Raw genomic sequence first — 22,722 nt, forward strand, 5'->3', positions numbered from 1 at the left:
GTTTTTTGCTATCCATGGATGTATGGGGCGGTATGAAACATGGGCAAAACGTGAGGACGTGACGAGACCGTCATCTTTTTGCGCTGCGATGCCTTTACAAAGTCACTCGATCGCAGCGAATAAAGAATGATCTGGTGTCTTTTCAGATCTGTGAGGTCCGTGAATTGCCAGAGACTGGAAAAGAAAGTTTCATCCATGCTGTCTCACGCAAAAGCCATTCTGCCGCAAGCCGCTGACGATCATGTGTCCTGGCCTGCGGATGGAGAAATATTCGATGTGAACCGGCTGGAATTGCGGGTCAAGCCTGGAGATCATCCGTTTCATAGTGCGCATCGCGATGCCATTCACCGAAATTGGCAGGCCGAGTCGGCGGCCAATCCGGCTCTTTTCGATGGCGCCATGGTGTTGTTTGACGAATTGCAGATCGGGCAGGGAGCGGTGACTGGCGCGGGACACCTTATCCCTTATTCGACCTTTTTGTTTTGGCGTCGTCAGGCTGAGCCACAGAGCGGCTATCACCTGTTTGGTTTTCCTGTACTGATTTCGGCCGATGGTGCCTTGATCGCGGTGGAAATGGCCGCTCACACCGCCAATGCAGGCCGGGTCTATTGTCCGGCGGGCTCGCTCGATGCTTCGGATATCATCGATGCTATGGTCGATGTCGATGCCAATATGCGCCGCGAAGTGCAGGAAGAAACCGGACTGTCGGTGGATGATGCGGTGATCGATCCGCAATTGCGGGGCTATCGTCGAGGCCGCCGGGTCACGCTGTTTCGGGTGTTTCGTCTGGCCTTGCCCACTGAGGCGATTTTCGAGCGAATCGCCGCTCATATGGCTGTCGATGAAGAACAGGAAATTGCCCGCGCCGTAGCCATTCGCTCGGCGGATCGCAATGCGCATGATTACACGCCAGACATGTATCCCCTGCTGGATTGGATTTTTCCCGGCTAAGTGGCTGGTTCGCCTTGCATGGCTGGCGCTGCTCGTGCAGTTTGCTGGCATTGTAACGGCGACTGGAGGCTTGTTTGGCTCGACACTATTGCATTTACGACGTCTTCACCGACAAAAAGCTGTGCGGCAACCCTTTGGCAATCGTGTTCGATTGCGAGGATCTCGATGACGATGCGTTGCAGGCGATAGCGCGGGAATTCAATCTCTCGGAAACTGTTTTTGTCTTTCCGTCCGTCAATGTCGCGCATGTGGCGCGTATCCGGATTTTCACCCCCGGGCGCGAGCTTCCCTTTGCCGGTCATCCCACGGTTGGCACGGCGATCGGCCTGGCTGAAAAGGCTCATCAGGATCGTGAGGGGCCGCTCGATCTGGTGTCGGTGATCGATGAAAAGATTGGTCCGGTGCGCTGTGCCGTCAGCCTGAGGCCGGGTGAGGCGAGCTTTGCCGAATTCGATCTGCCGAAAACCTCCACCCAAATTCAACTGCCGCTCGACCGTCAGGGAATCGCAGATGCACTTGGCCTGAAGCCGAACCAATTGCTTTTCGAAAACCATCTGCCGTCGATCTGGTCGGCTGGCGTGCCTTTCCTGCTCATTCCGGTCAGCAGTCTGGGAGATGTCGAAAGCATCGAGTTCGATCCGCAACTCTGGGAGCGGGCCGCTCCTTTCTGTGACGGCGCGCTGACCTCGGCTTATGTCTATTGCCGTGGTGGTGTTCACCACGCGGCGGACTTTCACGCCCGGATGTTTTCCCCCGATATGGGCATAGCCGAGGACCCGGCCACAGGTTCAGCGGTGGCGGCGCTTTCCGGCGCTATCCAGCATTTCGACGCGCTGCCAGACGGCCACCATCCGCTGCTGATCGAGCAGGGCGTGGAGATGGGGCGCCCCTCCTTCATCCATCTGCATATCGATACCAAGGAAGGCAAAGTTTTCCGTGCCCGCATCGGCGGCACCGCCATCCGCATTGCTTCCGGCATGCTCGATATTTGATTTTCCTTGGTTTTTTCGGGTTTTGATTTTTTTTTCCGTTTCATGTCATTTTTTTCGAAACGGCGCTGGACAAGGCGAGGCAACCCCTTTATATCCCCGCTCACGGCAGCGATGAAGCACAAACCAAGCGCTGCGGGCGGGTGATTAGCTCAGTTGGTAGAGCAGCTGACTCTTAATCAGCGGGTCGTAGGTTCGAACCCTACATCACCCACCAAAAATCAATAAGTTAGCAGATTTTTGCGACCAATTTGCGCCGGTTATGCGACCGTGCGACTTGGTCGCTTTGTCGTACGGTCGCACGGGTTTTTTCACCCATTTTCTCCCATTGCCTGCTTTAGCAAGAACTGTAGGATAGCGCGATCTTGGATTGCGCTGTGGGGGTATAATGCTGGGCGTTCGAACGTTTGTCTTGGGTATGGTGATTGTTGGTCTGGCGGGGTGCGTTACCGCGCCCAAGGGCCTTTTCCATCGTGTGAGCGATGGCCAGCGGGTGGATGCCAATCCGCAGCTTCTGGCGGAGTTTCAGCAGGCGCGGGTGATATGTGATGGGGAAGCGTCGAAAGCCGCGCTCACGTCCACCGAGCGGGACCGCGCCATACATTCCTTGAATGTGAATTTGGTGTTTGACGCCTGCCTTGCGCAGAAGGGCTATGTCAGGCGGTAAAGGATTGGGGGCAATCATGACGCCACGAGATTATGCAAAATTTGGGACCGGTATCGCTGCGCTACTGCTGTTCGCGGCGTTGGCTCCGTGGTCCTACGGGTTTTATTCTCTGCTTCGCCTGGTGGTGTGTGCGGCGGCGCTGTACGCGGGCATTCAGCTGCTCGAGCGGGATAGGAATATCTCTATCGGCCTTTTCGTGGTGGCCTTTATATTCAATCCGTTGCTGCCGCTGCATCTGACCAGGGAGATATGGTCGGTTCTCAATGTAGCGGCAGGCGTGTTTATGGGGTACGTGACGGTCAAGCTTGCTCGGCAATGATGTGTTGGTTGCTCATTCGGGGTCTTTGCCGCTATCGCCCGGTTTCGGGATATTGATCTGGAGTGGTTTTATGAGCGCCATAAGGCGGCTGTGTTCAAGCGCGATCAGTTCGTCTGCCGTCCAGCCATTTTGATCTCTTGGTGGTAGGCCGATCTGCCGGCGGCATTCGTCGGTGATAAGCTCGGCTCCCATTGCTTCTAGAATATTATTGATGGTGTAATACGCCTCGCTCTGTATTTTGGGTGCAATGAAGACCAGCAACTCACGCATGAAGAGAGCTGTGATCTCGTTGGCGCGGCGCTTGCGGATGTTGATTTCGGTCGCGGTGATGCCGTTTTTCATTTGGTTTCCTTCTCGTTCTGAGGATTGTTTGCCCATGTCGCGAGCATTTCGGCGTGCGCTCTGGAGGCGAACACGGCGCCATTGCTGCTAATCCCAGTCATTTCCTCGGCAATTTCCCCTGTGACGTTGACGCCGCCGCACTGCCGATCGGCAACAAACCAGAAAGGCCAATTCTCGGCTTTATCGCTGGCGGACCGGGCGAAGTATCTCGGCAATTTCACTTGCTCTCTCCCTCATGCCAGCGAACCATTTTCGCCATGGCGCTGTCGGCCAGTTCTTCATTCAGGGCCAGATAGTGTTTCATCACCTCGTTGGCGGTCTGGAAGCTGTGGCCGGTGATGGCGCAGATTTCCGGGATGGTGCAGCCAGCCATGGCAAGCCATGTCACGGCGGTGTCGCGCAGATCCTGATCGCGGAGCGTTTTCAGGCTGGGCATGGTCTTGGCGGCTTCGCTGCGCAGGTCTTCGAAGCAGTGGCGGTAGTAGTCCGCCTTGAATGGTTGCCAACGTCTTTCGTCCAGAATGACATTGGGCGAGATCACGCCCGCTTCCTTGCGGCGCTGCATGGCGGCGTCGATCCGCACGCGGAAGGTCTCGGCCTTGGGAATGGAGACCAGCGCGCCGGTCTTGCCCTGGCGCAGCTTGATGCGGCCGTTTTCGTGGCCGGTGTGGATGAAGGCCAGCCGGTCATTCTGCCGCTGGCCCGACCAGACCGCGAAAATCACCATGTCGCCCATTTCCGGGCGGCCGCCAGCGTCGGCTACCTTCACCAGATGGTCGATTTCCTTGATAGTGGCAAAGCGGATACGCGGCGGCGGCGTTTTCATTTTCAGCTTATGGGCCGGATTGATCAGCATGGAAGGTAGGTGGCCGCGATCCATGCCCCATTGCAGGGCGATGCCCAGCACACGCAGCACGGCATGGGCGGTGTGCAGCCCGCATTCTGTGCGCAGCTTGTCATAGAGGCCAAGGCAGATCTGTTTGCTCAATGCCTCGGCTGCCGAATACCAGATATCTTGCGCGCGCTTTTCGATGACGCCGATCTTCTGGCGGTAGTCCCTGATGGTATTGGGCTGGCGGTCGGCCATGTCGGGGTTTCTGGCGGTGTTCAGCCAGTTTTCCAGTAGGTTTTCCAGCGTGAGACCGCGCCGCGCTGGAGCGGCTTCTGTGGCGGCGCGCGGACGGCCCGGCTTTTTGCGGCGGTTCTGGCGGGCTTCTTCCTCCAGCTGGCGCGCGAAGCTCTGCGACCAGGCGCGGCACTCGGCCTCCTTTAGCCAGTTGCCTGCCTCGTCTTTCAGATCCTGCCCGGCATGGCCGCGCGCCCGCAACGTCTCCGATGGATTGAAACGCGGACGGCCATTGCGCCAAGCGACATAGCGGATTTTCGGGGTGGATGGTTTTGCCATGACTAGATCCGAAAGATTTCGTGGTTGATGCTGTAGACCGATCCGGGCGCGATGCTGCTGCCACCGGTCGAGACGATCCAGCCGTGCTCCCAATGGGAGAAGATGAAGCTTGCTTCCTTCGCGCCACATTCGGCCTTGTTGGCGCGGAGGCGGTCGCCGGGTTTCAGGATGGGGCGCAAGGCCTGGTCGGCCAAGTAACTGCGCAGCCGGTTTGTTGCTGCCTTTTGGCCGAATGTGGGGAAGCTATCCCATCTTGCATCCAGTTCGCGGCTGGTCTCCGGCTTATGGAGGGCGGCGAAGGCCAGCCACTCCATGGCGATGCCTCTTTCGGCCTGCTCGCGCGTGGCATTATGGCAAAGCAGCTTGCCATTGATGATGCTCTGTACCGTAAACAGGCCGCTGTCTTCGCGGATCTCGTGGCCTGTGTTCCAGATTTTGGGTTCGAGAATGTTGGCCACGAAGCGGCCCGTTCTGGTGAGTTCGAGTTCGGCTTTGATGATGGTCGTCATTTCGCGGCCCTCAACCGAATATTTGCAGGCAGGCTGCAAGGGTGAAGAAGATCAGGGATAGGACCGCAAAAACCCGGGCCTCTTCCTTTTTCTTTTTCAGGTCCGAAAGCAGATCCCCCATGACGGCTGCGAAAAAGGCAGCTATAAAATAGAGAATGATCGATATGGCTGTGATCATTTCGTGGCCCTCACGATTGCCCGGCTTTCCTGTTCGATCAGGCTTTGCCGTTTCAGGTTGGTTTCCAGCAGCAGCGCGCCACCGAGGAAGAGGGTGAGGCCCATGGCGGCCAGCGCCAGGCCGTCGCGTAGGGACGGCATGTAGAGCGGCACGGGCTTCATATGGGTGCCGATGTCATAGGCGCGCTGTTGCTGGCATTGGTCGGGCTGGCAGGCGCATTCTCGGTGGGTGCGGAAATCACAGCGGGTCATTGCGCGCTACCGGCCAACGGCTTCAAAAAATCGAATAGCTTTTCCGGCTTTGCGTATCTCCGGTCTGAATTAAATCCGGATGCGCCTTTAATGCGGAACTCGTGCGTGACCTCGCCGTAAAATCGATCAAGGCCAATATATTCGACAAAGCCGAAATTGTGGCTCTCGTAGAGCCTGCCCGGTTCCAGTTTGAGGGTAGAAGGCGGAACTGGCGTTGCGTTCGGAACACAAACCGGCGGAGCCTCGCCGCCGCATTCCACAGCGATGAAGGCGCGTCGGTTCCATGCTATCTCGGCGTTTTCAGTTGAGCCTTGGTCTTCTGCGCCTTCGGCATCCGGCCCCATTGCATGGCACTTCGTGCATTCTATGAGGTTGGTGAAGGTTTCCAGTTCGGTGCTGCCGCAAAACGGGCAGGGCAAAAATGTCTCGGTCATTTCCTATCTCCGGACAAAAAAAGCCCGGCGGCGTACACGATACAGATCGCCGCCGGGCAGGTGGTGCGCTGGCCGGGCAAACGGACAGCGCCTGGGGGTATGGTGAAGGGATGCAGCGGGCCGGTGGTCCGCCACCAATCCCCAGATCGTGGATGATCGATGGGGATGAACCGGCCCGCTGCTTTCACGACCGCGCGCGGGAGGTCGCGTGGCCGAAACTTGTGCCGTCTCTCCGGCTGTCACCCCAGTTTAGGAGCCGAGTTACCCTCGGTTGAGGTCCACCAACCCGGTCAATAGATCGTGTCGTTCTCGTCGATCTTGTGAACCCAGAAGGCCAGGATGAGGCCGACGATGATCGCGGCAAACACGCAGGCGATGATGCCGAGCGTCATGCCAAGGGAAAAGGACAGCCAATCCATCACTGCACCATGCGAAGCGAGGCGCGACGATTGCGGAAGAGCTGGCGCGTGTTGCTGCCGGTTTCCTGTTCGCCGCGGATCATTGCGGCGGTGACGACGAAATTGACGCTTTCGGCGCGGGCGTCATGCGCGCTGGATTTGAGGGTTGCCTGATCTTCCTCATCCAGAGGGCCAGCCAAGGACAGGGCGGCAATCAACTGGTCGGACAGGTATTTCTGGCGGGCGGACAGATTGTCCAGTTCCATGATGATCTCGCGGATCGGCTGCTTGCGCTGGGTCATTGGTTTTCGCCTGTGAGTTTGTCGATCACCAGTTTCCCCGCAACGGTGAGGGTAAGGCTGTTGCCGCTGATCTGAAGCAGGTTGAAGCCCACCAGCGCCATGATGGAGCTGTGTTTGAAAGACTTCTTGCCTGCCAGCCAATAGCCAGACTTGAAACGGACGATCTTGTAGAAGTTGATGGTGCAAAGCGCGTCCTGCTGATAGCTTGTCAGCGCCTTGCGTGGATTGTTGATGGCCGGATTGTCGGCCAGAGGCATGGCGATCATGGCCGCACCTCCCGGCCCATGCAGCGCTCATAGGCGCTGGCTGTAACCACGGCTGGCAGTGTTGCTTCCTGCCCGACCGGAATGCCGCCGCAGGTGCCGCAGGCGTGGGCTTCCATCCAGAAGGACATTTTCTGTACGCAAGACAAACGCTTGTATCGGTCTTGGTCGATCGATACGGAACCGCAGCGGCAGCCGGTCATGCCCGTGCCCCCGCGTAAGCCTCATGCAGCGCCAGGCGCTGGGCGGCGATGGTGGGTGGCAGCGTGGTCTGTGCCGGTGTGGCGGTGGTGGCAGCGCCGTAGCTTTTCAGCCATTGCTCGATAGCGGGGCGCGACCAGCGTTTGCGACCGGGCAGGCGCTGGGGCATGCCGTGGCGGTCTGTAAGGGTGGTGACGAGACGCAGAAAATAACTCGACGTGTACCCCAAAGCGGCGGCGATCTCTGCCGCGTCTATTGTCTGCTGATGCAGGGGGATCATTTGCAAAGCTCCCGTTTGCTAAAATGCTTACGGTGCTTAGAGGTAAGCGAAATTGCTTATTATGGCAAGCAATATTTGCAATGATGCTGATTTCGTATCAGCGCATGTTTTGAGGGCGTGCCTCGTGGCTGCTGCAATATGTGCAGCCTGACCGCTTTTTGCACGTGCAGAAATTCAGCGAACGCCTAAGTGTTCACACGTGCAAAATGTCATTCGTTCTGTGGATAAGTTTTCAGCGGCTTGGAACGGAGCCTGAATTTTACACGTGCAAAAAGATTTGCCGCGACGGCAAAACATCACGTGCAAAATGTCATCAAACCTGTGGATAAGTTTAGGGAGCGGCGGTTGGATTTCCGCACGTGCAAAAATTCAGTGCGGCACGTCGCTTTTGGGCTAGTGCGTATTTCGCAGGCTGCCGACGACAACGCCGACAATCGAAACGCGATCATCGTCGACCTGCTCGGGCCTTTGCGGGCCAAGCCGCATGCTGTGCGTGGTGATGAAGGGGGCCTGATAGAGGCGCACCACCGTATCGGCGGTGCCTAGAGAGTGGTCTATCAGCTGGGCAAGAACGATATCCCCAGTTTTTGCGCGCTTGTTCTGGTCCACCAGGAGAACGTCGCCTGGAAAAATGCCGAGTGCATCCAGTGCCGCACCCTTCATAGACCATGCTTCCACGCCGTTGCGGCCCGCCTTGGCGGCTTCGACGGCGGACATGATCCAAGTTGGCTTTTGATCGGTGTCGTGAATAAGCGGAAGCGCGTCCGGTTCGGCCATGCCACGCAGGTGTCCCGGCATTTGATTGGGCCGGAAGCCGGAATAATGGGAGATCTTCTCAAGGCTGGCCTGAGTGATGCCCACCGTGTTGGTGGTGTCATTGATGAACCGCGTCAACGTGGACGCGGCCATGCCGGAATTGAGGGCAAGCTGGCTCAATGACAGGTTCATATGCCTGGCAATCGCCTTAAGCCAATCTTTTGTTTCGCGCTGATCATGGGCCATGCGCGCAAAACTAATCTGTGCAAGTGCTAACGCTGTCACTAAAATACACCTTGCAGAATAAGCAATTTTGCTTATTACACTAAGCAGTGAGATGAACAAGGTGATTTGCAGCATGTTCGAGCAGATCGAAGAACGTCGTAAACGTGCCGGCATTCCGCAGGGCGATCTTTGCCAGCGCGCCGGGGTGCATCAGACAACCTATGCCCGCCGCAAAAGCGGACGCGGCCATATGCGCGAGGAAACCCTGTCCTGCCTGTCTACCGCGCTCGATGCGCTGGTGGATGAACGGCGACGGGAACTGAATTCCATGCAGGAGGAAGGGCGATGAACTGGGCAGATTACCAGCCGGGGCGGCGCGTGGTGTGTGTGGATGATCTGGATCGCCTAAAGCGGTTCTACACCCGCGTTCCCCAAAAGGGCAAAGTCTATACGATCCGCAGTGCGGAGATCGGTGAGGGGCTTACTGGCGAAATGTTTTCTCTGACTTTCACGGAGTTGGCCTCTTACGGCATACCAGGCCGACGTTTCCAACCAAGTGGGGTTGAGTGGATGTTTGATGCCAAAAGTTTCAAGCCGCTCGACGAACGTCGCCTTGACCAGTTCCGGCATATGCTGACGAAAAAGCCTGCGCATTTGAGTGATGCAGGAGTTGGCGAATGACCGGCGCTTATCTCGTCGCCTATGGCGGCAAGGCTCCGCTGGATATCGCGGAAAACCGGGTGTTTCACCAAAGCTTGCTCGATGATCTGACCCGCGAAGTGTTGCGGCAGGGCTGGGCGGGTGCGGATTTCTCTCATTATGGCCGTGCCGATAACCGGGTTGCGATTGAAATCGTACCGGGAACGGAAGCGTTGACGCTGGAACGGCTGGCAGCATTTCGAGAACAGCAGCGCCGGGCGCGCGAAGCAGAAAGGCAGGTGGCGTGATGATTGCGACCGAAGATGTCATCGCCATTCAGGTCCTTGTTTCCCAAGACGAAGATCCGTTCAAAAGCGCCTGTCGCGTTGTAGGCGCCATGGCCGCCGTTATTGAGCATCTCGGCGGCAATGAGAATGCCGCCCGGATATTCCAGGGCATTGCGGATGCTATTCGCAATGCCCCGTTGCAGACGGTCGAGCCGACCTCACACTAAAATTCCCCGCCGATTTGTATTGCGTACGGCTCTCGCTTTCGAGGTTTGAAATGCGGATGCCTGATGACTGTATTCGAGATATTTCCATGCGTATTCAACGTCTTGGCGTCAAGGAAAGTGTCGTGTTGAGGCATGCTGCAATGTGCCCGCGTTATCTCTACCGTGTGCGCGCTGGAAAATGCTCATTGACTGAAAAGGCCCATGTGCGGTTGAGCGCGGCGATTGTCGATTTGCAGAAGGCTAAAGGCGCGCATGACAGGGCCGCCACTGGCCGCGCCCTGGCGGCAGTGGTTGGAAAATCCCATGCTCGGCATGATCCTTTGACGGCGCAATACCGGCTGCTGCTGTGGTTGGTCTGCACCATTGCCGGTGTGCCACCCGGCCCGGTGCTGGCTGCCGATCCGGCCAAGCGGGCCACGGCGGATGCGGAATGGATGCGGGCCGCGCATCTGCGGCGCGTGGCTATCTACATCGCCAATGTGCAGCTGGGCATCAAGCAGGCCGATCTGGCCCGGGCTGCCGGTCTGTCCCGCGCCGCCGTCTGCGGCATGCTGAAAGACATGGAGGATCTGCGCGGCGATGCGCAGGTGCAGACGATGATCGGCGCGGTTGAGGAGGTGTTTTTGTGATGCTGGATGCTCCTTTTCGGCTCTACTTCATCGCGTTTCTGACCGGATCGCTCTGTCAGATCATCAAGATTTCTACTTTCGGTTTTTGGCCTGGATTGGTGATGCTTCTCTTTGTGGCGACGGTTGGTCCCCTGATTTTCTACCGCATGCTGAGAAGATATTGGGACAAAAAGCCATGAACCCCCGCGCCAAGGAAACCGAGCAAATCAAGGAAGGGCTGAAAGCCCGGATTATCGGCATTTGTGAGACGCTGTTGCCGGATGGTAAGCGGCTGGGTCGGCTTTGGGTGGCGCATAATCCGATCACGGGCGACTATTCCCAGAGCCGGGAATTCAAGGTGGCGTTGACGCGGGATGTTGGCGCGTGGGTGGATTATCGCAGCGGCGAACGGGGCGATGTGATCGGCATGATTGCCTATCTGAACGCCACGGATTTTCGTGGGGCGATGGACTGGGCGCGCGATTTCCTCGGGCTGCGGCAGATGAGCCGGGAAGAGCGTGACCGCTTTGCCCGCGATACGCAAAAGGCCATGGCGGATGCGGCGCGGATCTCGGAGGACAAGCGTCTCCAGCGGATCAAATGGGCCAATGATGTGTTCATGAGCGGCGATGCCTATGGCAGCGGCACGGCGGCGGAAGCCCATGCGCTGGCCTATTTCGCGGGCCGGAAAATTCCGCTCGACGACATTCCCAATCTGGCCGCCGATACCTTCCGGTTTCATCCGAGCCTCGAATTCTGGTCGCGGGCGACCTATCGCAATGAGAATGGCCGCTCGGTGAAGGTGCAGGCCGGGCCGCGCTTTCCCTGCATTCTTTCGGCCATGCGCACGCCAACCGGACAGGTGACGGGCGTGCATTACACCTTTCTCGATCCGGTGCGGCCGGAAAAGCTGACGGTGAGTAAGGACGAAAACGCCAAGATGATGCGGTTTGAATGCGCTGGCGCGATGATCTGGGTAAGCCATGGCCCGGAAAACCTGCCGGTCTGGCAGGCCCGCGAGCCGCATCCGGCGATCTTTGGCGAGGGGATCGAAGATGCCCTTTCCCAAGCCCGCGCCAATGGCGACATGGCCCGCGTTGCCGCCGCCGGAAGCCTCTCCATGCTGGCCGGTGCGCCGTTGAAGCTGCCCTGCATCGAATGGGCGCTGGTGTGCCAGGACAATGACTGGGCCAAGCCCCAGGCGCAAAAGCAATTTGCCGACGTGATGGCTAAGCTGGAAGGCTTTGGCAAACCCGTCGTGGCGAAGAAAAGCCATATCGGCAAGGATTTCAACGATTTGATGAAAGGTGAAGAGTGATGTATCACTACCTCAAATGCGATGGCTCTTATTACGATGCCATTCAAGACGGGCGCAAAAACTTCGAAGTTAGATTGAACGACCGTGGATTTCAGGCTGGTGACATTATCACGCTGACACGGACTGGTGAGCCATCTACGGCTGATCGCGCCCCATTCCTGAGCCGTGAAATTACCTACGTGTTCCAAGGCGGGCAATTTGGTTTAGAGCCGCAATATTGCGTGCTTGGTCTCGCAGCTGTTGCCTCAAGGGGTGACAAGCCGTGACCGGGCCTGGCCACAACAGTTTCGCGCAGGACGTTGCTCATGGCATTGCCCGCGACCAGTTGCGCGCCTTCGTCGAGCGGATCGAACGGCTCAACGAAGAAAACAAGGCCATCAACGACGACAAGAGAGATGTTTATGGCGAGGCCGCATCCATGGGCTTCGACAAGAAAGTTCTTAAGCGCGTGGTGGCCGCGCGGGCCAAAGATCCACAAGCCCTTATGGAAGAGGATTTGATTTTTGACACTTACATGGCCGCGCTCGGCCATGGCGAGAACCCTTCGGAAGACTGATTTCACAGGAGAAAGACCATGGCGAAGGAAAAGACACCGGAAGAGCTGGCCGCATTGGCGGGGGCGATTGGAAAGGATGATGGCAATGGAACACCCGAACAAGGGAACACTATTTCTAACCCCGAGGCGGATGGGGAAGACGGAGGCTTGGAGAGCATTTCGGAAAGCACTGGCAAGGAGCGAAATAAAGATAGTGGAACCGCAGCCGCTGCAAAAAACGATGGAAGCTCGATCACCGACATTGGGGGATGCGCTGGCGCTATCGATCCAGACGACCTTGCGGCGCAGATGAGCTACAGCGAATTCGCGGCGCTGGAACCGGAGGCCATGCCGATGATTGCCGCAGCGGGGGCCTATCAGGCGCTGATTGCTGTCGGCGAGGCGGTTGCCGCAAAGCTTGCCGGGGCTGAGCTGACATGCGGCCCGCATCCCGCCAGTACCTCAATGGCGCGGGAAATGGCGGGTTTCGTGCGTAAGATCGGCCGCCGCGCCACTGCCGATGTGCTGGCCCAGCATCTGAAAATCCGCAAGCTGCGCGACAGTGCCGAGATTTCCACGCCCGAACGGATCGCGCTCACGGCCTATATCCAGACCTTGCTTGATCTGGACGCCTTCATTGCCGCCGAGCGGGAAGCGCAGGCCAAGGCGCAGGAAGAGCGGCAAACGCCCGCGCCGACCCCGATTGAAGATACGATTTTCGAACCGGCGGACGATTTTTTCACGCCGACATACTGACGATCCATGCCCGGCGCGCTGGAGATCCGGCGCGCCGTTTTTTATCTCATGACGGTGCGCGGCGGGGCAGATGACCAAAAAACCAAAAATGCAGGGCGGTATTGCCGGTGCGCGGGCGCATTTTCTCGATGCCTTGGAAGAGGTGGGGGAAAGCCGGGATGTTATCGACCCTGACAAAAACCTTGCTCGTGAGGGCATTCGTCCCGGCCAGTGGCCCGGCGCGCCGCATGATGCCATGCCGCCGAATTGTCCGGTGACAGTGCTGGGCATGAAAGGTGAGGTGGTCTATTGCGTAGGTGCCACCGGTGGCCTGCACGAAATCAGCCGGTTTGATTATCCGACGCTGTTGAAGCTTTTCAGCCCCTATATCAATTATCTGCACTGGGCATGGCCTGCCTTTGGCAAGCCGGAAACAGACCCGGCAACCGGCGAGGCATTGCCGCCCAAGGTCAAGCGCGTGGAACGAGACAAGGCGTGGGAGGCGATTATCACCGAGGCGGGCCGTCGCGGGATTTTCGATCCGCAGGATAATGTGCGCGGTCGCGGCGGCTGGAAGGATCTGGATCAATTTATCTGGCATTCCGGGCGGCATATCTGGACAGTGCAAACCAAGCAAAAGGACGGCAAGGCCACCGACTGGAATTTGCAGCGTGCGCCGACTGGCGAGTATGGCGGGATGTATTATCGTCAGGACAGCGATATTTTGCAGCCATGGAAAAGCCCGATCAGCTGGCGCGATAGCCCGGCGCATCAACTGTTGCAGGATTTTGGAACATGGAACTGGCATCGACCAAGCCTCGATCCGCTGTTTCTGTTGGGCTGGATTGGCTCGTCGCTGATGGGCGCGGCGCTGAAAACCCGACCGATCATTTTTATCACCGGCGGGCGCGGCACGGGTAAATCCACCCTGCACGATATCATCAAGGCCATATTCGGCCAGACGCTCTATGCCACGGCCAATACCACGGCAGCCGGTATCTATCAAAACCTCGGCCAGGACAGCCGCCCTGTAGCGATCGACGAATTCGAGGCCAAGGCCAGCGGGTTTAAAGAGCAAGCGATTATCGAACTGGCGCGTCAGGCCTATTCCGGTGCAAAGCTCTATCGCGGTGGCGCCAACCATGAGGGGGTTGAATTCGAGCTTCGCTCGGCCTTCATGTTCTCGGCCATCATGCATCCGCCGCTTGCCGTGCAGGACAAGAGCCGCATGGCAATATTGCAGCTCAAGACGCTTGAGAATGACGGCAAAGGCGAACCTGTCGTCTCCGATGTGGCCGGGCGGATGCTGCTGCGCCAGATCATGGACGGCTGGCATGATTTTGACATGCATGTGCTGCCACGCTGGCGTCGTCTGTTGCATGAAGCTGGTTTCGATGCCCGCCAGATCGATACATACGGCACGCTGCTGGCGACGGCCGAACTGCTGGTGGGTGAGCAAGGCATGATCGATATTGGCTTTCCGGCCGACGATCCAGAACACGCCATCGACCTGCTGAAACAGGCGACGGCCATCGAGCGATCCGAACAAACGGAAAAGTGGCAGGACGTGGTTTCCCGCGTGCTGGAGCATATGCCCGAGGTTTGGAAGCGCGGGGAAAAGCAGTCCATCCACGATATCATCATGTCGGTTAAGGCCGGTGGTGAGCTGATGACGCTCGATGATGCGCGCCAGGCGCTGGGCAATGCCGGTGTGGGGTTGACACAACCCGGCAAGCTCTTTGCAGGCTATGGCCTTGCCGTGCCTGTCAATGACACCCGTGTGGCGCGGATCTTTGAGGGGACGGATTACCAGAGCGGCGGATGGAACCAGGCGCTAAAGCAAGCGCCTGACTATATCGTCACCAAGACCACGCCGCTGGTAAAGATCAGCCGCGAACCGAAACGCTGCATCGTGGTGGATTTCGACGCCTACGAGACGGCCATTGTCGGCGGTGCTGACGTGCTGGAATGATTTCCCCCGCCCTCGGGCTGGACGGCTACAGGAACCCGCTGGAGCGATCCGGCGGGTTTTGTTTTTGAATGGGTAAGGAGTGATCGCTCTATGCAGGGCATGTAACCGGCGTTGCGGAACGGCTGTAGTCAGCGCGATACAGTTGGTTTGTGCCGCTCTCGGCCGCCTCGATCTTCTCCAGCATGATATAGAACAGAGTGATCAGATCATGCGCTAGTGTCGGAAGATCGGCGGGCAGGGCTGTTTCATGCAGGCGCAGGCAAAGCGTGATCATTGCCCGCAAGTCTATCAACGCCCCTTCTAGTTGGTGCAAAGGTTGTTCTGTCATGATTGGCCCCCAATTTACGCAATAAAAACAAAGTCAAGCGCTCTCGAAAGTAGTAAAGCAACCATTGCATTAGCTGTCAAAGCGTTTGATTGGGTGGTTCTTTTGCAGGATTTTCTAACTTAAAGTTTCAGCGGCCATTTTCCCCGCAATTTCTGGGGGTGAATGCTTGTCTAAGGCTTAACAAACTTGAAATTTTTTTACCGTGAATGCTCATCATTAATACATTCATCTGATCTAATATTAGATTAAGTGGATGGAGTGAGCATGATTACCCGCAAGAGAGTTTCGACGGTTCTGGACAAGCTATCCAGCAATGAGCTGCGGGCGGCCGAGTTGCTGACAGGCTGCTATGAGTGCCGACGCTTTAACGAGTGCGAGAACGGCCACCGATTTTTTCAAAAGCCGCGATCAGTGGCGGAATTTCTTGACAGTCATTCGCCGCAATCCGAGCAATCGCAACCATGATACGGCCCGTGCGCGCCACGTCTTCAATGACATCCGGCGGCATTTTGGGATTGCGAGGAGGGCGCTTTGACAGCTCTTCCAGAGTTATGCCTAGCGCCGCTGCTATTGCCTGCATGGTTGCCAGGCGCGCGCGGCCGCCGTTCTCGATAGCCGATATGGCCTGTGGCGACTTGCCCGCCCTGGCGGCCAGATCAACCTGCTTCATGCGCATTGCGCGCCGCCATTCCCTGATCTTGTAAGGCTCACTCATTGGTGAGGATATAAGGCCATTCAGAGGGCCACCGCTAGCGAGCGCAAATTGCATTCCGCCAGCCCACGCCCTATCGTGATTGCGCCACGAATACCCCAAAAATTGCCGCCGCACTTAACATACACCCCCGCCCCAAGGCGATAAAAAGCGGAGCCTGCGCCGCCTTGGCGTTTCGAGACCGGCGACAGGCGACATGAAATCATCAATGCCGTGGCCGGTCTCCCCATCCTGCGCCATCGCGGATCAATCCTTGCGCTTCATCGCCCACGCTCTGCCCGCGTGGCGCATAGCGTTGGCGATAAGAAGGGCGCAGGCAACTAACGCAGCCAAGGGCGTGGCACGGTGCGATATGGCGGAGCAATCCGCTTCCTTCCGGGGACGGGAGAGGGCCGGTAACAAGCCGGTAACAACACGGTAACAGCCAAATGTTACCGAGAACATCAAGGAAATCATGCGGTTAGTGGTCGGTAACACGGTAACAAGGAAATGTATCCCCATACGCGCGCGCGTATGCGTATGAAGATTTGTTATGTTACCCTGTTACTTCTGTTACTGAATTGAATTCATTAATGATCTCGGTAACAACGCGGTAACATTGCGGTAACAGGCCACCAACCGAATAAACAAATCGGGTGATAGTGATGGATGACGGAAAAGGCGAGAATTCGGGGCTTTTTGGGGCACACACGCCGGGCGAAAATCCTGCGGCGGCCAAGGTTGGTGCGGTCAAGGCGGCGGTTGCCGATGCGATGGGCGATCTCGCGGCGCGGCTGACCGGGCAGGAAGACGAGGCCGAGCAACCATCGTTGATGCTTGATGAGATGGACGAGCAGATGGCGCTGTTCTCCGGGCCGGTGCGCCATGTGGCGAAACAAATTGATATCGCCAGACGCGGGAGAGGGAGGCCGCCCGGTAGCCAGAACAAGTCCAGTCGTGAATTTGCCGATGTGTTGCAGCGCATGGGCTACAGGCATCCCGGCCTCAACCTTGCGGCGATGGCGAATGCGGAGCCAGCAGCACTGGCGCTAGAGCTTGGGCTGTTGCCGGATGTGCCGGACGGATGGGACGCAACCGAATGGCTGCGTGAGTTGGTGCGCGATACGCGCTTGAGCCTGGACGAGGCGCGATCCCTGTTGAGCCAAGCCTATGCAATCATCGGCAAAGCCAATATCGAGCTGTTGCCCTATTTCGAGAGCAAGGCCCCGACGAAGCTGAATGTTGACAAGAAGTCGGTCATGGGGATCATGGTGATCGGTGACATGGAAGCGCCGAAGGCGGATAAGAGCGATATCCTCGACCTGACCAAATTCGAAAAGCCGTGATAATGAATTCAAGGCGTTAGCCGTGCGACATTGGCGTTGTCATGTCGCACGGTTGTTAAGTCACTGATATCATTCGATATCGCAATAATCATAAATCATTAGGGCAGTTTCGACCGGCGGGCTTTTCCCCGCCGTGCGGCCGCTGCGTGGTCGCGCCTAGCGGGCACCCCCTCGCGTGCGCGTGCAGGCGCGGGCGGCGGCGCTTCAAAAATCCGCGCGCGCCACCCCACCCCGGGCCTCTCGGCTCACACACACCGGGTCGCCCCGGCCTTTGCCAGTGAACCCATTTGGAGCCGACCTAATCTCTATTTCGACAGAGCGGGCGCGGGCGCACGGGTTCTTGTGGCTTATGGAGGGCTACGGGTATGGGTTTAGATTTTCAGAGATACAGGCCTCCGGGGCCGGTTGGTGCTGCCTTTATCCAGTCTCGCGGGCCAATCGATATCATCATGGGTCCGGCGGGTTCGGGAAAAACCGTGTGTTCCGTCATCAAGGGACCGATGCTGGCTGCCAGTTACATGCCGGTGTGTCGGGATGGTTGGGTGCGGTTCAAGTTGGCCGTGGTGCGCGACACCTATCGCGATTTCGCCCGTACCTATCTGGCCTCCTGGCATGAAATGTTTCCCGCTGATCATCCGTGGACGATCTCCTATGAGGGCGGGCAGGACCGCCCCATTCGCCACCGGATGCAGTGGATTGCGGAGCGCGGTAAAGACAAGATCAAGGTGGATTTCCAGCTGGAAACCGGCGCGATCGGTGACCACAATGTGGAACAGTATATCAAGGGTTACGAGCTGTCAGCGGCATCCGGTAACGAGTGCGATTTGCTGGATGCGCGTGTGCCTGGTCTGTTGTTCCAGCGTACCGGACGCTATCCGCCGGTCCAGGAGATTTCTCCAGCCGAACTTGACCGGGTATCCAAGGATGGCCGAAAGGCCATGCAGTTGATGGGCCTGACGGTCGATGACGGTGAAGTGGTCCTGCCTCGGGTGTTCTGGGGCGATATGAACCCGCCGGATGTGGATCATCCTATCCTTGTCGAGTGTGGTTATGGCGAACATGCCGACAAGAAAAACCCAGCCTACCGGATGTTTCACCAGCCCGGCGGACTGGATGCGGATGCTGAAAACCGGGTCGGTAAGCCGCGCTCTTCCTACGAAATGGAAGCGGCCACCCAGCCGGATCATATCGTGCGGCGCATGGTGCATGGATTGCCGGGCTATGTGCAGGATGGAAAGCCGGTTTACCCGGAGTTCAACCAACGCATTCACGTGGCCGATCAACCGCTTACACCCCGCCAAGGTGTGCCTCTGTCCACCGGAAAGGACGCGGGCGGATCGCCTGCCGGTATCATCACGCAATTCCTGCCCAACGGCCAGATGCTTGTGCTGGCTGAACTCTGCACCGAGCCTGGAACCGGTCCTGCCCGCTACTCCCAAATGTTTTACGATCTGCTGATGGATCAGTTTCCCGGCTTCGGCTTTCGCGAAGCGTGGGGCGATCCGGCGGCGTTCTACGGGGCGGACACGCAAAATGGCGAACTGGCGTGGATGCAGACGGTGGGCAAAGCCCTGTCGATGCATATCCTGCCGACGGAAACTAACGAACCGGCGATCCGGCAAGAGGCGGTGCGCTGGTATCTCTCCGGCATGATCGACGGTCAGACGCCGCGCATGCTGATCGACCCGCGCTGCAAGGTGCTGATCGGTGGGTTTGCGGCCCACTACAAGCTGACGAAACAGGCGACGGCGGGCGGAACCGACAAGCTGGCCGTGGTGAAAAACAAATATTCCCACATCCACGATGCGTTTCAATACGTCTGCCTCGGCCATCGGGGCTTGCCGGGTGTCATGGCCGATGCGGCGCGGCTAGGTCGGGCTGGCAATGTCATGACCATGGAAGAGGCGCGGGCGCAACGGGAAAACCGGCGCTCCTCCGGCCCGAAACGGGATTTCTCGGTATGGGATGTCTGAGGTTCGAAAGTCCGGCGCTGCTGACGGATTGCCTTGATATGGCGGGGCCGTGGTCTGTGACGCGGAAGGTGTTTCTTTGGCAGCATCAGAACGGCGATAGCATTTCGATTTTCGATGATGACGGGTTGCTGGCGATGGCCTTCCTCGTGAGCCGTGGGGACGGCACTTGGGAATTCGCGCTGGCCTTACGTGCACGCGCACGCGAGAGGATGCTGGAACTCTGCCGCTTCGCCCACTTAACGCTCGCCCGGCTGGCCGACACTGGGGCCGTGATCATCTGCCATGTGATGGACGGCAACAAGACCGGTTCGCGCATGGCGCGCCTTGCGGGCTTTACGCCCGCTGGCGGGACGCTGTGGAAGTGGAGCGGGAAGCATGACAAACGCGGTGAAGGGTCTGTTCGGGGGCAAGCAGGACGATACGGCGAAGAAGAGCCAGCAGCTCCAGCAGGTGGCGAACGACCGGCAATTGCAATCGTTGAACACCAGTGACAGCAAGATCCTAGCGACCCGGCGCACGCCGCGTGGCCGCAGGCTGTTCGAAGATGGCGGCTCGACCGGAACCACGGCGGTTCTGTCCTGATGGCGGCCTTTGATCTGAAATCCGTTATCCGGCGCAAGGATAAGATCTGGGGCCAGCGGGCGCCCTGGACGTCGATTTATCAGGAAGCCTATGATTTTGCCGTGCCGATGCGCCGCCCTGGTGGCGCTGGGAAGCTGAAATACGCTGATAAATTGTTCGATATGACCGCGCCGATGTCGGCCATGTACTTTGCTGGCAACCTACAGCGCAGCTTGTTCCCGGCGGGTCAGCCTGCCTTTGTGCTCGAAACCGGGCCACTGGCGGCCATGAAGCTTTCCGCGCCGGATCGTAAGCAGCTTGACCGCATCCTTTACGAGACCTCGACCCTGATCCATCCGTTTTTTCTGGCGGGTGACTGGGATACGGCGGTCCATGAAATGTGCGTCGATCTCTCGGTGGGAACCGGTGCCATTTTGCCGGTGAAGGGAACGCCCGACAAGCCGGTGATGTTCTGCGCCATTCCGTTCGATCAGCTGGCGATTGGTGTCGATGCCTTTGGCCGGGTGAACTACGTGAGCTGGAAACAGCAGATCGAATACGAGCAGCTGGTGGGCGCGTTCCCGGATGGGGATTTCCCTGACGATGTGAAGGAAAAGGCGAAATCCCAGGCTTCCGATGAGACGACGCTCTATCAGGATTTCTATGCTGATAGCCTGCCCGGGGGCGGCTGGCATTTCGTCGCCTATGTCGACAAGAGCGCCGTGCCGATCCGGCATGAACGCTATCGGACCCAGCCGATTGCCGTGCCACGCTATTATCGTGTGCCGGGCGAAGCCTATGGACGGGGCGTGATCTTAACGGCGCTGCCGACCATCAAAACCCTGAACAAAGTGCAGGAACTGGCGCTGAAAACAGCGGCGATTTCGATGCTGGGTATCTGGGCTTATCGTTCGGGTGGAACGTTCAATCCCAACAATGTGCGCATGGGGCCTGGTGAATTCTGGGCGATGCAATCGACCGGCGGCATGATGGGACCGGATGTGTCGCGGCTGGATACGCCCGGCAACATGAATGTGGCGAATGTGCTGGTTGGCGATCTGCAAAGCCAGATCAAGCAGGCCACGTTTGACAACCGCCTGCCGGAATATCAGGGCACGCCGCGTTCTGCCTCGGAAATGACCGGGCGGATGCAGCAGGGGGCAAACATCCATATCGGTGCCTTCGGGCGGCTGGTGAATGAGATCATGCCTGTGATCGTGCCGCGCGTGGCGGAAATCCTCTCCGGGTTCGGCATTCTGCCGATGGTTGCCAATGTGGACGATCTGCTGATTGCGATCTCGGTGCGCTCGCCCATGAAGGCGGCCCTGAATGCTGACCGGCTGAATGCTATCGCCAATTACCATGATCTCGTGGCGAATTTCGTCGGGCCGGAACGGGCTCGGCTCTATGAGAACATGGACAAAATCATGGAGCGGATCGGTGAAGGATTGCAGATCGACAAGGATTTGATCCCCGATGAAGACCAGAAACAGCAGATCATGGCTGAAATCGAAAACGAACGGCAACAGCAAATGGCTGCAATGTTTGCGCAGGAAGCCGCCAAGCAAGTTCCGAAAGTGGTTGGTGATGCGGCGGCGCAAGATATGAGGGCGGCGGCATGACGGGACCATTTATCGCGGGCCGTGAGGCGCAGCCGCTCGATTTGCTGGAACAAGGCGTGGCTGGAAACGGCTGGGAGGGGCTGGAAAGCCTGTTCAACGTCGCCAGCCCCTCGGATGAATTGAAGCCGGAAGCCGAACTGGCGGAATTCATGTGGGGGCTGTCCCAGACCGTGCATGGCCGAAAGATGTTCGAATGGATGATGGATATTTCCATCCGCCAGCCCCTGCGCATTACCGGCGCGACCATTGAGCAAAGCGCCCTGATGGGGGCCACGCGCCAAGGCATCAACGGATTTGCCGAGGTGATCCTGAAGGCGATTGCCGAGGGAAGCCAGATCAATTCCACCCGTAAACAATCCCAGAATGGAGCTGGATCATGAAGCATCTTTTGCGTGGCATGCCACAGATTTTCTTTGACGCGGAGGGCGCTGGTGCCGGGGGCGGTTCCGCTCCGGCTGGCGGTGCAGCCGCAACACCTTCGGCGGGTTCTTCCTCCTCCCAGAACGCTGCCGATGCAACGCTGGGCGCGCCTCCATCGCCACCCGGCGCAGCAGAAGGGGCGGCGGCGGACGGGTCACCTGCCGCCGCTCCTTCGATCTATCGCCCCGAGGGCCTGCCTGATCATATGCTTGGTGCCAACGATCAGCAGACAATCGACAACATGAAAAAGGCGCTCGACGGTTATCGCACGCGGGATGCGGATGCGAAAATTCCGGACGATCCGAAAGCGTATAGCGAGTTTTCCGGGGAAGTGCCTGAGACGATCAAGGTGCATCTGGAGACGTTGAAGGGTGATCCGCTGTTTGAGCGGATGAGTGCCAAGGCATTGGAACACAAGATGTCGGTCCCGGCCTATCAGGCGATGGTGCAGGACTTCCTTTCCGTTTCGGCGGAAATGGGGTTGCTGGAACCGCCAATCGACACGGCGGCGGAAAAGGCTGCCCTGGTGCCAGAGTATGCCAAGCACCTGCCGGAAGCGCAGCAGACGGTGGCGCGTGAAAAGCGGATGAATGAAAATTTTGCCTATGTCGACCAGATGGTGGCCATGGGCAAGGAAAAGGGCGGGCTTTCCAAGGAAGCGGGTGACTTCGCCAAGGCGATGCTGGGCGATAGCGCGCGCGGGCATGAATTCATCGAATTCCTGCGGGCGCAAGGGTCTGGCGGTCACAAGGGGCCTGCTATGGGTCTTCCGGGTGCTGGCGGCGGTAATGATGCGCGGGCGGAACTGTCACGCCGTTCGGCATTGCCGGAAAATACGCCCGGTAGCCCGAAATTCGACAAGGCCAGCCATGACGCGCTGCAAGCGGATTATCAGCGCCTGATCGGCTGACGCACTGAACGGTTCCCGCCCGGTGGCAACATGCAATTGCTACCGGACGGGAGCGACCTGGACGACGCGGCGGCTATCCT

At 58.3% G+C, this 22,722-nt stretch carries 36 protein-coding genes and 1 tRNA gene; 22 read left to right on the forward strand and 15 right to left on the reverse strand.

Annotated elements, in window-relative coordinates; translation table 11 throughout:
• Positions 1 to 195 precede the first annotated feature (195 nt).
• The 5 genes from H1Y61_RS08880 to H1Y61_RS08900 all read left to right on the forward strand — a co-directional run bounded on the left by H1Y61_RS08880 (position 196) and on the right by H1Y61_RS08900 (position 2,926).
• Positions 196 to 951: an NUDIX hydrolase gene (locus tag H1Y61_RS08880; RefSeq protein WP_180572361.1), complete on the forward strand. Its 756-nt coding sequence runs from the start codon at positions 196 to 198 to the stop codon at positions 949 to 951.
• Positions 952 to 1,025: 74 nt separating this feature from the next.
• The gene (locus H1Y61_RS08885; RefSeq protein WP_180572362.1) at positions 1,026 to 1,943 is read left to right on the forward strand and encodes a PhzF family phenazine biosynthesis protein; all 918 of its coding nucleotides are present in this window, start codon (positions 1,026 to 1,028) and stop codon (positions 1,941 to 1,943) included.
• A gap of 138 nt (positions 1,944 to 2,081) precedes the next feature.
• Positions 2,082 to 2,157: transfer RNA gene (locus H1Y61_RS08890), tRNA-Lys, on the forward strand.
• Positions 2,158 to 2,328: 171 nt separating this feature from the next.
• Positions 2,329 to 2,607: a hypothetical protein gene (locus H1Y61_RS08895; RefSeq protein WP_156597246.1), complete on the forward strand. Its 279-nt coding sequence runs from the start codon at positions 2,329 to 2,331 to the stop codon at positions 2,605 to 2,607.
• Between the two features lie 16 nt (positions 2,608 to 2,623).
• Positions 2,624 to 2,926: a DUF6804 family protein gene (locus H1Y61_RS08900; RefSeq protein WP_180572363.1), complete on the forward strand. Its 303-nt coding sequence runs from the start codon at positions 2,624 to 2,626 to the stop codon at positions 2,924 to 2,926.
• A 12-nt stretch (positions 2,927 to 2,938) separates the two neighbouring features.
• On the opposite strand, the gene H1Y61_RS08905 is transcribed toward H1Y61_RS08900, so the two are convergent.
• The 13 genes from H1Y61_RS08905 to H1Y61_RS08960 all read right to left on the reverse strand — a co-directional run bounded on the left by H1Y61_RS08905 (position 2,939) and on the right by H1Y61_RS08960 (position 8,605).
• On the reverse strand, positions 2,939 to 3,268 hold the full coding sequence (locus H1Y61_RS08905; protein ID WP_180572364.1) for a hypothetical protein: 330 nt from the start codon (positions 3,266 to 3,268) through the stop codon (positions 2,939 to 2,941).
• Positions 3,265 to 3,489, reverse strand: coding sequence for a hypothetical protein (locus tag H1Y61_RS08910; protein WP_180572365.1), 225 nt, complete (start codon positions 3,487 to 3,489; stop codon positions 3,265 to 3,267). Before H1Y61_RS08910 ends, H1Y61_RS08905 begins: the two co-directional genes overlap by 4 nt.
• Positions 3,486 to 4,673 carry a tyrosine-type recombinase/integrase gene (locus H1Y61_RS08915; protein ID WP_180572366.1) on the reverse strand — a complete coding sequence of 396 codons (1,188 nt, stop codon included), beginning with the start codon at positions 4,671 to 4,673 and terminating at the stop codon, positions 3,486 to 3,488. Before H1Y61_RS08915 ends, H1Y61_RS08910 begins: the two co-directional genes overlap by 4 nt.
• A 2-nt stretch (positions 4,674 to 4,675) precedes the next feature.
• Positions 4,676 to 5,182: a hypothetical protein gene (locus H1Y61_RS08920; RefSeq protein WP_180572367.1), complete on the reverse strand. Its 507-nt coding sequence runs from the start codon at positions 5,180 to 5,182 to the stop codon at positions 4,676 to 4,678.
• A 10-nt stretch (positions 5,183 to 5,192) separates the two neighbouring features.
• Complete coding sequence (locus tag H1Y61_RS08925; protein WP_180572368.1) at positions 5,193 to 5,360, reverse strand: hypothetical protein; 168 nt, start codon at positions 5,358 to 5,360, stop codon at positions 5,193 to 5,195.
• A complete protein-coding gene (locus H1Y61_RS08930; RefSeq protein ID WP_180572369.1) occupies positions 5,357 to 5,611 on the reverse strand; it encodes a hypothetical protein in 255 nt (84 codons plus the stop codon). The genes H1Y61_RS08925 and H1Y61_RS08930 overlap by 4 nt, the downstream gene beginning before the upstream one ends.
• Positions 5,608 to 6,045 (reverse strand): hypothetical protein, encoded by a 438-nt coding sequence (locus H1Y61_RS08935; RefSeq protein WP_180572370.1) that lies wholly within the window; start codon positions 6,043 to 6,045, stop codon positions 5,608 to 5,610. The genes H1Y61_RS08930 and H1Y61_RS08935 overlap by 4 nt, the downstream gene beginning before the upstream one ends.
• 290 nt (positions 6,046 to 6,335) lie before the next feature.
• Entirely contained in the window at positions 6,336 to 6,464 is a 129-nt protein-coding gene (locus tag H1Y61_RS26945) for a hypothetical protein (RefSeq protein WP_267966849.1), read from the reverse strand.
• Complete coding sequence (locus H1Y61_RS08940; RefSeq protein WP_180572371.1) at positions 6,464 to 6,745, reverse strand: hypothetical protein; 282 nt, start codon at positions 6,743 to 6,745, stop codon at positions 6,464 to 6,466. The genes H1Y61_RS26945 and H1Y61_RS08940 overlap by 1 nt, the downstream gene beginning before the upstream one ends.
• Entirely contained in the window at positions 6,742 to 7,011 is a 270-nt protein-coding gene (locus H1Y61_RS08945; protein WP_180572372.1) for a hypothetical protein, read from the reverse strand. The genes H1Y61_RS08940 and H1Y61_RS08945 overlap by 4 nt, the downstream gene beginning before the upstream one ends.
• A complete protein-coding gene (locus H1Y61_RS08950; protein ID WP_180572373.1) occupies positions 7,008 to 7,211 on the reverse strand; it encodes a hypothetical protein in 204 nt (67 codons plus the stop codon). The genes H1Y61_RS08945 and H1Y61_RS08950 overlap by 4 nt, the downstream gene beginning before the upstream one ends.
• Complete coding sequence (locus tag H1Y61_RS08955; protein ID WP_180572374.1) at positions 7,208 to 7,489, reverse strand: hypothetical protein; 282 nt, start codon at positions 7,487 to 7,489, stop codon at positions 7,208 to 7,210. The genes H1Y61_RS08950 and H1Y61_RS08955 overlap by 4 nt, the downstream gene beginning before the upstream one ends.
• Positions 7,490 to 7,882: 393 nt before the next feature.
• Positions 7,883 to 8,605 carry a hypothetical protein gene (locus tag H1Y61_RS08960; protein ID WP_180572375.1) on the reverse strand — a complete coding sequence of 241 codons (723 nt, stop codon included), beginning with the start codon at positions 8,603 to 8,605 and terminating at the stop codon, positions 7,883 to 7,885.
• Here H1Y61_RS08960 and H1Y61_RS08965 point away from each other — a divergent pair.
• The 11 genes from H1Y61_RS08965 (at position 8,604) to H1Y61_RS09015 (ending at position 14,791) form a co-directional block, all read left to right on the forward strand.
• The gene (locus H1Y61_RS08965; protein ID WP_174089227.1) at positions 8,604 to 8,819 is read left to right on the forward strand and encodes a helix-turn-helix domain-containing protein; all 216 of its coding nucleotides are present in this window, start codon (positions 8,604 to 8,606) and stop codon (positions 8,817 to 8,819) included. The genes H1Y61_RS08960 and H1Y61_RS08965 overlap by 2 nt on opposite strands.
• Complete coding sequence (locus tag H1Y61_RS08970) at positions 8,816 to 9,151, forward strand: hypothetical protein (RefSeq protein WP_180572376.1); 336 nt, start codon at positions 8,816 to 8,818, stop codon at positions 9,149 to 9,151. Before H1Y61_RS08965 ends, H1Y61_RS08970 begins: the two co-directional genes overlap by 4 nt.
• On the forward strand, positions 9,148 to 9,417 hold the full coding sequence (locus tag H1Y61_RS08975; RefSeq protein ID WP_180572377.1) for a hypothetical protein: 270 nt from the start codon (positions 9,148 to 9,150) through the stop codon (positions 9,415 to 9,417). Before H1Y61_RS08970 ends, H1Y61_RS08975 begins: the two co-directional genes overlap by 4 nt.
• Positions 9,417 to 9,623, forward strand: a complete 207-nt coding sequence (locus H1Y61_RS08980; protein ID WP_180572378.1) for a hypothetical protein — start codon at positions 9,417 to 9,419, stop codon at positions 9,621 to 9,623. Before H1Y61_RS08975 ends, H1Y61_RS08980 begins: the two co-directional genes overlap by 1 nt.
• 86 nt (positions 9,624 to 9,709) lie before the next feature.
• Complete coding sequence (locus H1Y61_RS08985) at positions 9,710 to 10,252, forward strand: hypothetical protein (protein WP_156597276.1); 543 nt, start codon at positions 9,710 to 9,712, stop codon at positions 10,250 to 10,252.
• Positions 10,252 to 10,431, forward strand: a complete 180-nt coding sequence (locus tag H1Y61_RS08990) for a hypothetical protein (RefSeq protein ID WP_180572379.1) — start codon at positions 10,252 to 10,254, stop codon at positions 10,429 to 10,431. The genes H1Y61_RS08985 and H1Y61_RS08990 overlap by 1 nt, the downstream gene beginning before the upstream one ends.
• On the forward strand, positions 10,428 to 11,549 hold the full coding sequence (locus tag H1Y61_RS08995) for a DUF7146 domain-containing protein (protein WP_180572380.1): 1,122 nt from the start codon (positions 10,428 to 10,430) through the stop codon (positions 11,547 to 11,549). The genes H1Y61_RS08990 and H1Y61_RS08995 overlap by 4 nt, the downstream gene beginning before the upstream one ends.
• Complete coding sequence (locus H1Y61_RS09000) at positions 11,549 to 11,815, forward strand: DUF3850 domain-containing protein (RefSeq protein ID WP_180572381.1); 267 nt, start codon at positions 11,549 to 11,551, stop codon at positions 11,813 to 11,815. The genes H1Y61_RS08995 and H1Y61_RS09000 overlap by 1 nt, the downstream gene beginning before the upstream one ends.
• Positions 11,812 to 12,105: a DUF2312 domain-containing protein gene (locus H1Y61_RS09005; protein WP_180572382.1), complete on the forward strand. Its 294-nt coding sequence runs from the start codon at positions 11,812 to 11,814 to the stop codon at positions 12,103 to 12,105. Before H1Y61_RS09000 ends, H1Y61_RS09005 begins: the two co-directional genes overlap by 4 nt.
• A gap of 18 nt (positions 12,106 to 12,123) precedes the next feature.
• Positions 12,124 to 12,840: a hypothetical protein gene (locus H1Y61_RS09010; RefSeq protein ID WP_180572383.1), complete on the forward strand. Its 717-nt coding sequence runs from the start codon at positions 12,124 to 12,126 to the stop codon at positions 12,838 to 12,840.
• 70 nt (positions 12,841 to 12,910) lie between these two features.
• Positions 12,911 to 14,791, forward strand: a complete 1,881-nt coding sequence (locus H1Y61_RS09015) for a hypothetical protein (RefSeq protein ID WP_156597287.1) — start codon at positions 12,911 to 12,913, stop codon at positions 14,789 to 14,791.
• Positions 14,792 to 14,879: 88 nt separating this feature from the next.
• On the opposite strand, the gene H1Y61_RS09020 is transcribed toward H1Y61_RS09015, so the two are convergent.
• Both H1Y61_RS09020 and H1Y61_RS09025 read right to left on the reverse strand, forming a co-directional pair.
• Positions 14,880 to 15,119, reverse strand: coding sequence for a hypothetical protein (locus H1Y61_RS09020; RefSeq protein ID WP_180572384.1), 240 nt, complete (start codon positions 15,117 to 15,119; stop codon positions 14,880 to 14,882).
• 364 nt (positions 15,120 to 15,483) lie between these two features.
• Complete coding sequence (locus tag H1Y61_RS09025) at positions 15,484 to 15,795, reverse strand: helix-turn-helix transcriptional regulator (RefSeq protein WP_180572385.1); 312 nt, start codon at positions 15,793 to 15,795, stop codon at positions 15,484 to 15,486.
• Positions 15,796 to 16,475: 680 nt separating this feature from the next.
• Between H1Y61_RS09025 and H1Y61_RS09030 the strand changes: the two genes are divergently transcribed.
• The 6 genes from H1Y61_RS09030 (at position 16,476) to H1Y61_RS09055 (ending at position 22,642) form a co-directional block, all read left to right on the forward strand.
• Positions 16,476 to 17,156 (forward strand): hypothetical protein, encoded by a 681-nt coding sequence (locus tag H1Y61_RS09030; protein ID WP_180572386.1) that lies wholly within the window; start codon positions 16,476 to 16,478, stop codon positions 17,154 to 17,156.
• Positions 17,157 to 17,521: 365 nt separating this feature from the next.
• Positions 17,522 to 19,129 (forward strand): hypothetical protein, encoded by a 1,608-nt coding sequence (locus H1Y61_RS09035; RefSeq protein WP_180572387.1) that lies wholly within the window; start codon positions 17,522 to 17,524, stop codon positions 19,127 to 19,129.
• A 375-nt stretch (positions 19,130 to 19,504) separates the two neighbouring features.
• Positions 19,505 to 19,711: a hypothetical protein gene (locus H1Y61_RS09040; protein WP_071201793.1), complete on the forward strand. Its 207-nt coding sequence runs from the start codon at positions 19,505 to 19,507 to the stop codon at positions 19,709 to 19,711.
• Positions 19,711 to 21,312, forward strand: coding sequence for a portal protein (locus H1Y61_RS09045; RefSeq protein ID WP_180572388.1), 1,602 nt, complete (start codon positions 19,711 to 19,713; stop codon positions 21,310 to 21,312). Before H1Y61_RS09040 ends, H1Y61_RS09045 begins: the two co-directional genes overlap by 1 nt.
• Entirely contained in the window at positions 21,309 to 21,692 is a 384-nt protein-coding gene (locus H1Y61_RS09050; RefSeq protein WP_180572389.1) for a hypothetical protein, read from the forward strand. Before H1Y61_RS09045 ends, H1Y61_RS09050 begins: the two co-directional genes overlap by 4 nt.
• Positions 21,689 to 22,642: a hypothetical protein gene (locus H1Y61_RS09055; RefSeq protein ID WP_180572390.1), complete on the forward strand. Its 954-nt coding sequence runs from the start codon at positions 21,689 to 21,691 to the stop codon at positions 22,640 to 22,642. Before H1Y61_RS09050 ends, H1Y61_RS09055 begins: the two co-directional genes overlap by 4 nt.
• The last annotated feature ends 80 nt before the right edge of the window (positions 22,643 to 22,722 follow it).

Origin of the sequence: Agrobacterium vitis, from assembly GCF_013426735.1 — a bacterium.
Lineage (GTDB): Bacteria > Pseudomonadota > Alphaproteobacteria > Rhizobiales > Rhizobiaceae > Allorhizobium > Allorhizobium vitis_D.

Bases quoted from the DNA above. Each gene is read 5' to 3' on its own strand.
- H1Y61_RS09050 (WP_180572389.1), top strand. From the start codon at position 21,309: ATGACGGGACCATTTATCGCGGGCCGTGAGGCGCAGCCGCTCGATTTG.
- H1Y61_RS08980 (WP_180572378.1), top strand. From the start codon at position 9,417: ATGATTGCGACCGAAGATGTCATCGCCATTCAGGTCCTTGTTTCCCAA.
- H1Y61_RS08920 (WP_180572367.1), bottom strand. From the start codon at position 5,182: ATGACGACCATCATCAAAGCCGAACTCGAACTCACCAGAACGGGCCGC.
- H1Y61_RS08935 (WP_180572370.1), bottom strand. From the start codon at position 6,045: ATGACCGAGACATTTTTGCCCTGCCCGTTTTGCGGCAGCACCGAACTG.
- H1Y61_RS09020 (WP_180572384.1), bottom strand. From the start codon at position 15,119: ATGACAGAACAACCTTTGCACCAACTAGAAGGGGCGTTGATAGACTTG.
- H1Y61_RS09025 (WP_180572385.1), bottom strand. From the start codon at position 15,795: ATGCGCATGAAGCAGGTTGATCTGGCCGCCAGGGCGGGCAAGTCGCCA.
- H1Y61_RS09045 (WP_180572388.1), top strand. From the start codon at position 19,711: ATGGCGGCCTTTGATCTGAAATCCGTTATCCGGCGCAAGGATAAGATC.
- H1Y61_RS08945 (WP_180572372.1), bottom strand. From the start codon at position 7,011: ATGATCGCCATGCCTCTGGCCGACAATCCGGCCATCAACAATCCACGC.
- H1Y61_RS08995 (WP_180572380.1), top strand. From the start codon at position 10,428: ATGAACCCCCGCGCCAAGGAAACCGAGCAAATCAAGGAAGGGCTGAAA.
- H1Y61_RS09030 (WP_180572386.1), top strand. From the start codon at position 16,476: ATGGATGACGGAAAAGGCGAGAATTCGGGGCTTTTTGGGGCACACACG.
- H1Y61_RS08925 (WP_180572368.1), bottom strand. From the start codon at position 5,360: ATGATCACAGCCATATCGATCATTCTCTATTTTATAGCTGCCTTTTTC.
- H1Y61_RS09015 (WP_156597287.1), top strand. From the start codon at position 12,911: ATGACCAAAAAACCAAAAATGCAGGGCGGTATTGCCGGTGCGCGGGCG.
- H1Y61_RS08960 (WP_180572375.1), bottom strand. From the start codon at position 8,605: ATGCTGCAAATCACCTTGTTCATCTCACTGCTTAGTGTAATAAGCAAA.
- H1Y61_RS08985 (WP_156597276.1), top strand. From the start codon at position 9,710: ATGCGTATTCAACGTCTTGGCGTCAAGGAAAGTGTCGTGTTGAGGCAT.
- H1Y61_RS08965 (WP_174089227.1), top strand. From the start codon at position 8,604: ATGTTCGAGCAGATCGAAGAACGTCGTAAACGTGCCGGCATTCCGCAG.
- H1Y61_RS08955 (WP_180572374.1), bottom strand. From the start codon at position 7,489: ATGATCCCCCTGCATCAGCAGACAATAGACGCGGCAGAGATCGCCGCC.
- H1Y61_RS09055 (WP_180572390.1), top strand. From the start codon at position 21,689: ATGAAGCATCTTTTGCGTGGCATGCCACAGATTTTCTTTGACGCGGAG.
- H1Y61_RS26945 (WP_267966849.1), bottom strand. From the start codon at position 6,464: ATGGATTGGCTGTCCTTTTCCCTTGGCATGACGCTCGGCATCATCGCC.
- H1Y61_RS08900 (WP_180572363.1), top strand. From the start codon at position 2,624: ATGACGCCACGAGATTATGCAAAATTTGGGACCGGTATCGCTGCGCTA.
- H1Y61_RS08905 (WP_180572364.1), bottom strand. From the start codon at position 3,268: ATGAAAAACGGCATCACCGCGACCGAAATCAACATCCGCAAGCGCCGC.
- H1Y61_RS09035 (WP_180572387.1), top strand. From the start codon at position 17,522: ATGGGTTTAGATTTTCAGAGATACAGGCCTCCGGGGCCGGTTGGTGCT.
- H1Y61_RS08940 (WP_180572371.1), bottom strand. From the start codon at position 6,745: ATGACCCAGCGCAAGCAGCCGATCCGCGAGATCATCATGGAACTGGAC.
- H1Y61_RS08930 (WP_180572369.1), bottom strand. From the start codon at position 5,611: ATGACCCGCTGTGATTTCCGCACCCACCGAGAATGCGCCTGCCAGCCC.
- H1Y61_RS08970 (WP_180572376.1), top strand. From the start codon at position 8,816: ATGAACTGGGCAGATTACCAGCCGGGGCGGCGCGTGGTGTGTGTGGAT.
- H1Y61_RS08975 (WP_180572377.1), top strand. From the start codon at position 9,148: ATGACCGGCGCTTATCTCGTCGCCTATGGCGGCAAGGCTCCGCTGGAT.
- H1Y61_RS08990 (WP_180572379.1), top strand. From the start codon at position 10,252: ATGCTGGATGCTCCTTTTCGGCTCTACTTCATCGCGTTTCTGACCGGA.
- H1Y61_RS09000 (WP_180572381.1), top strand. From the start codon at position 11,549: ATGTATCACTACCTCAAATGCGATGGCTCTTATTACGATGCCATTCAA.
- H1Y61_RS09040 (WP_071201793.1), top strand. From the start codon at position 19,505: ATGACAAACGCGGTGAAGGGTCTGTTCGGGGGCAAGCAGGACGATACG.
- H1Y61_RS09010 (WP_180572383.1), top strand. From the start codon at position 12,124: ATGGCGAAGGAAAAGACACCGGAAGAGCTGGCCGCATTGGCGGGGGCG.
- H1Y61_RS08950 (WP_180572373.1), bottom strand. From the start codon at position 7,211: ATGACCGGCTGCCGCTGCGGTTCCGTATCGATCGACCAAGACCGATAC.
- H1Y61_RS08880 (WP_180572361.1), top strand. From the start codon at position 196: ATGCTGTCTCACGCAAAAGCCATTCTGCCGCAAGCCGCTGACGATCAT.
- H1Y61_RS08915 (WP_180572366.1), bottom strand. From the start codon at position 4,673: ATGGCAAAACCATCCACCCCGAAAATCCGCTATGTCGCTTGGCGCAAT.
- H1Y61_RS08895 (WP_156597246.1), top strand. From the start codon at position 2,329: ATGCTGGGCGTTCGAACGTTTGTCTTGGGTATGGTGATTGTTGGTCTG.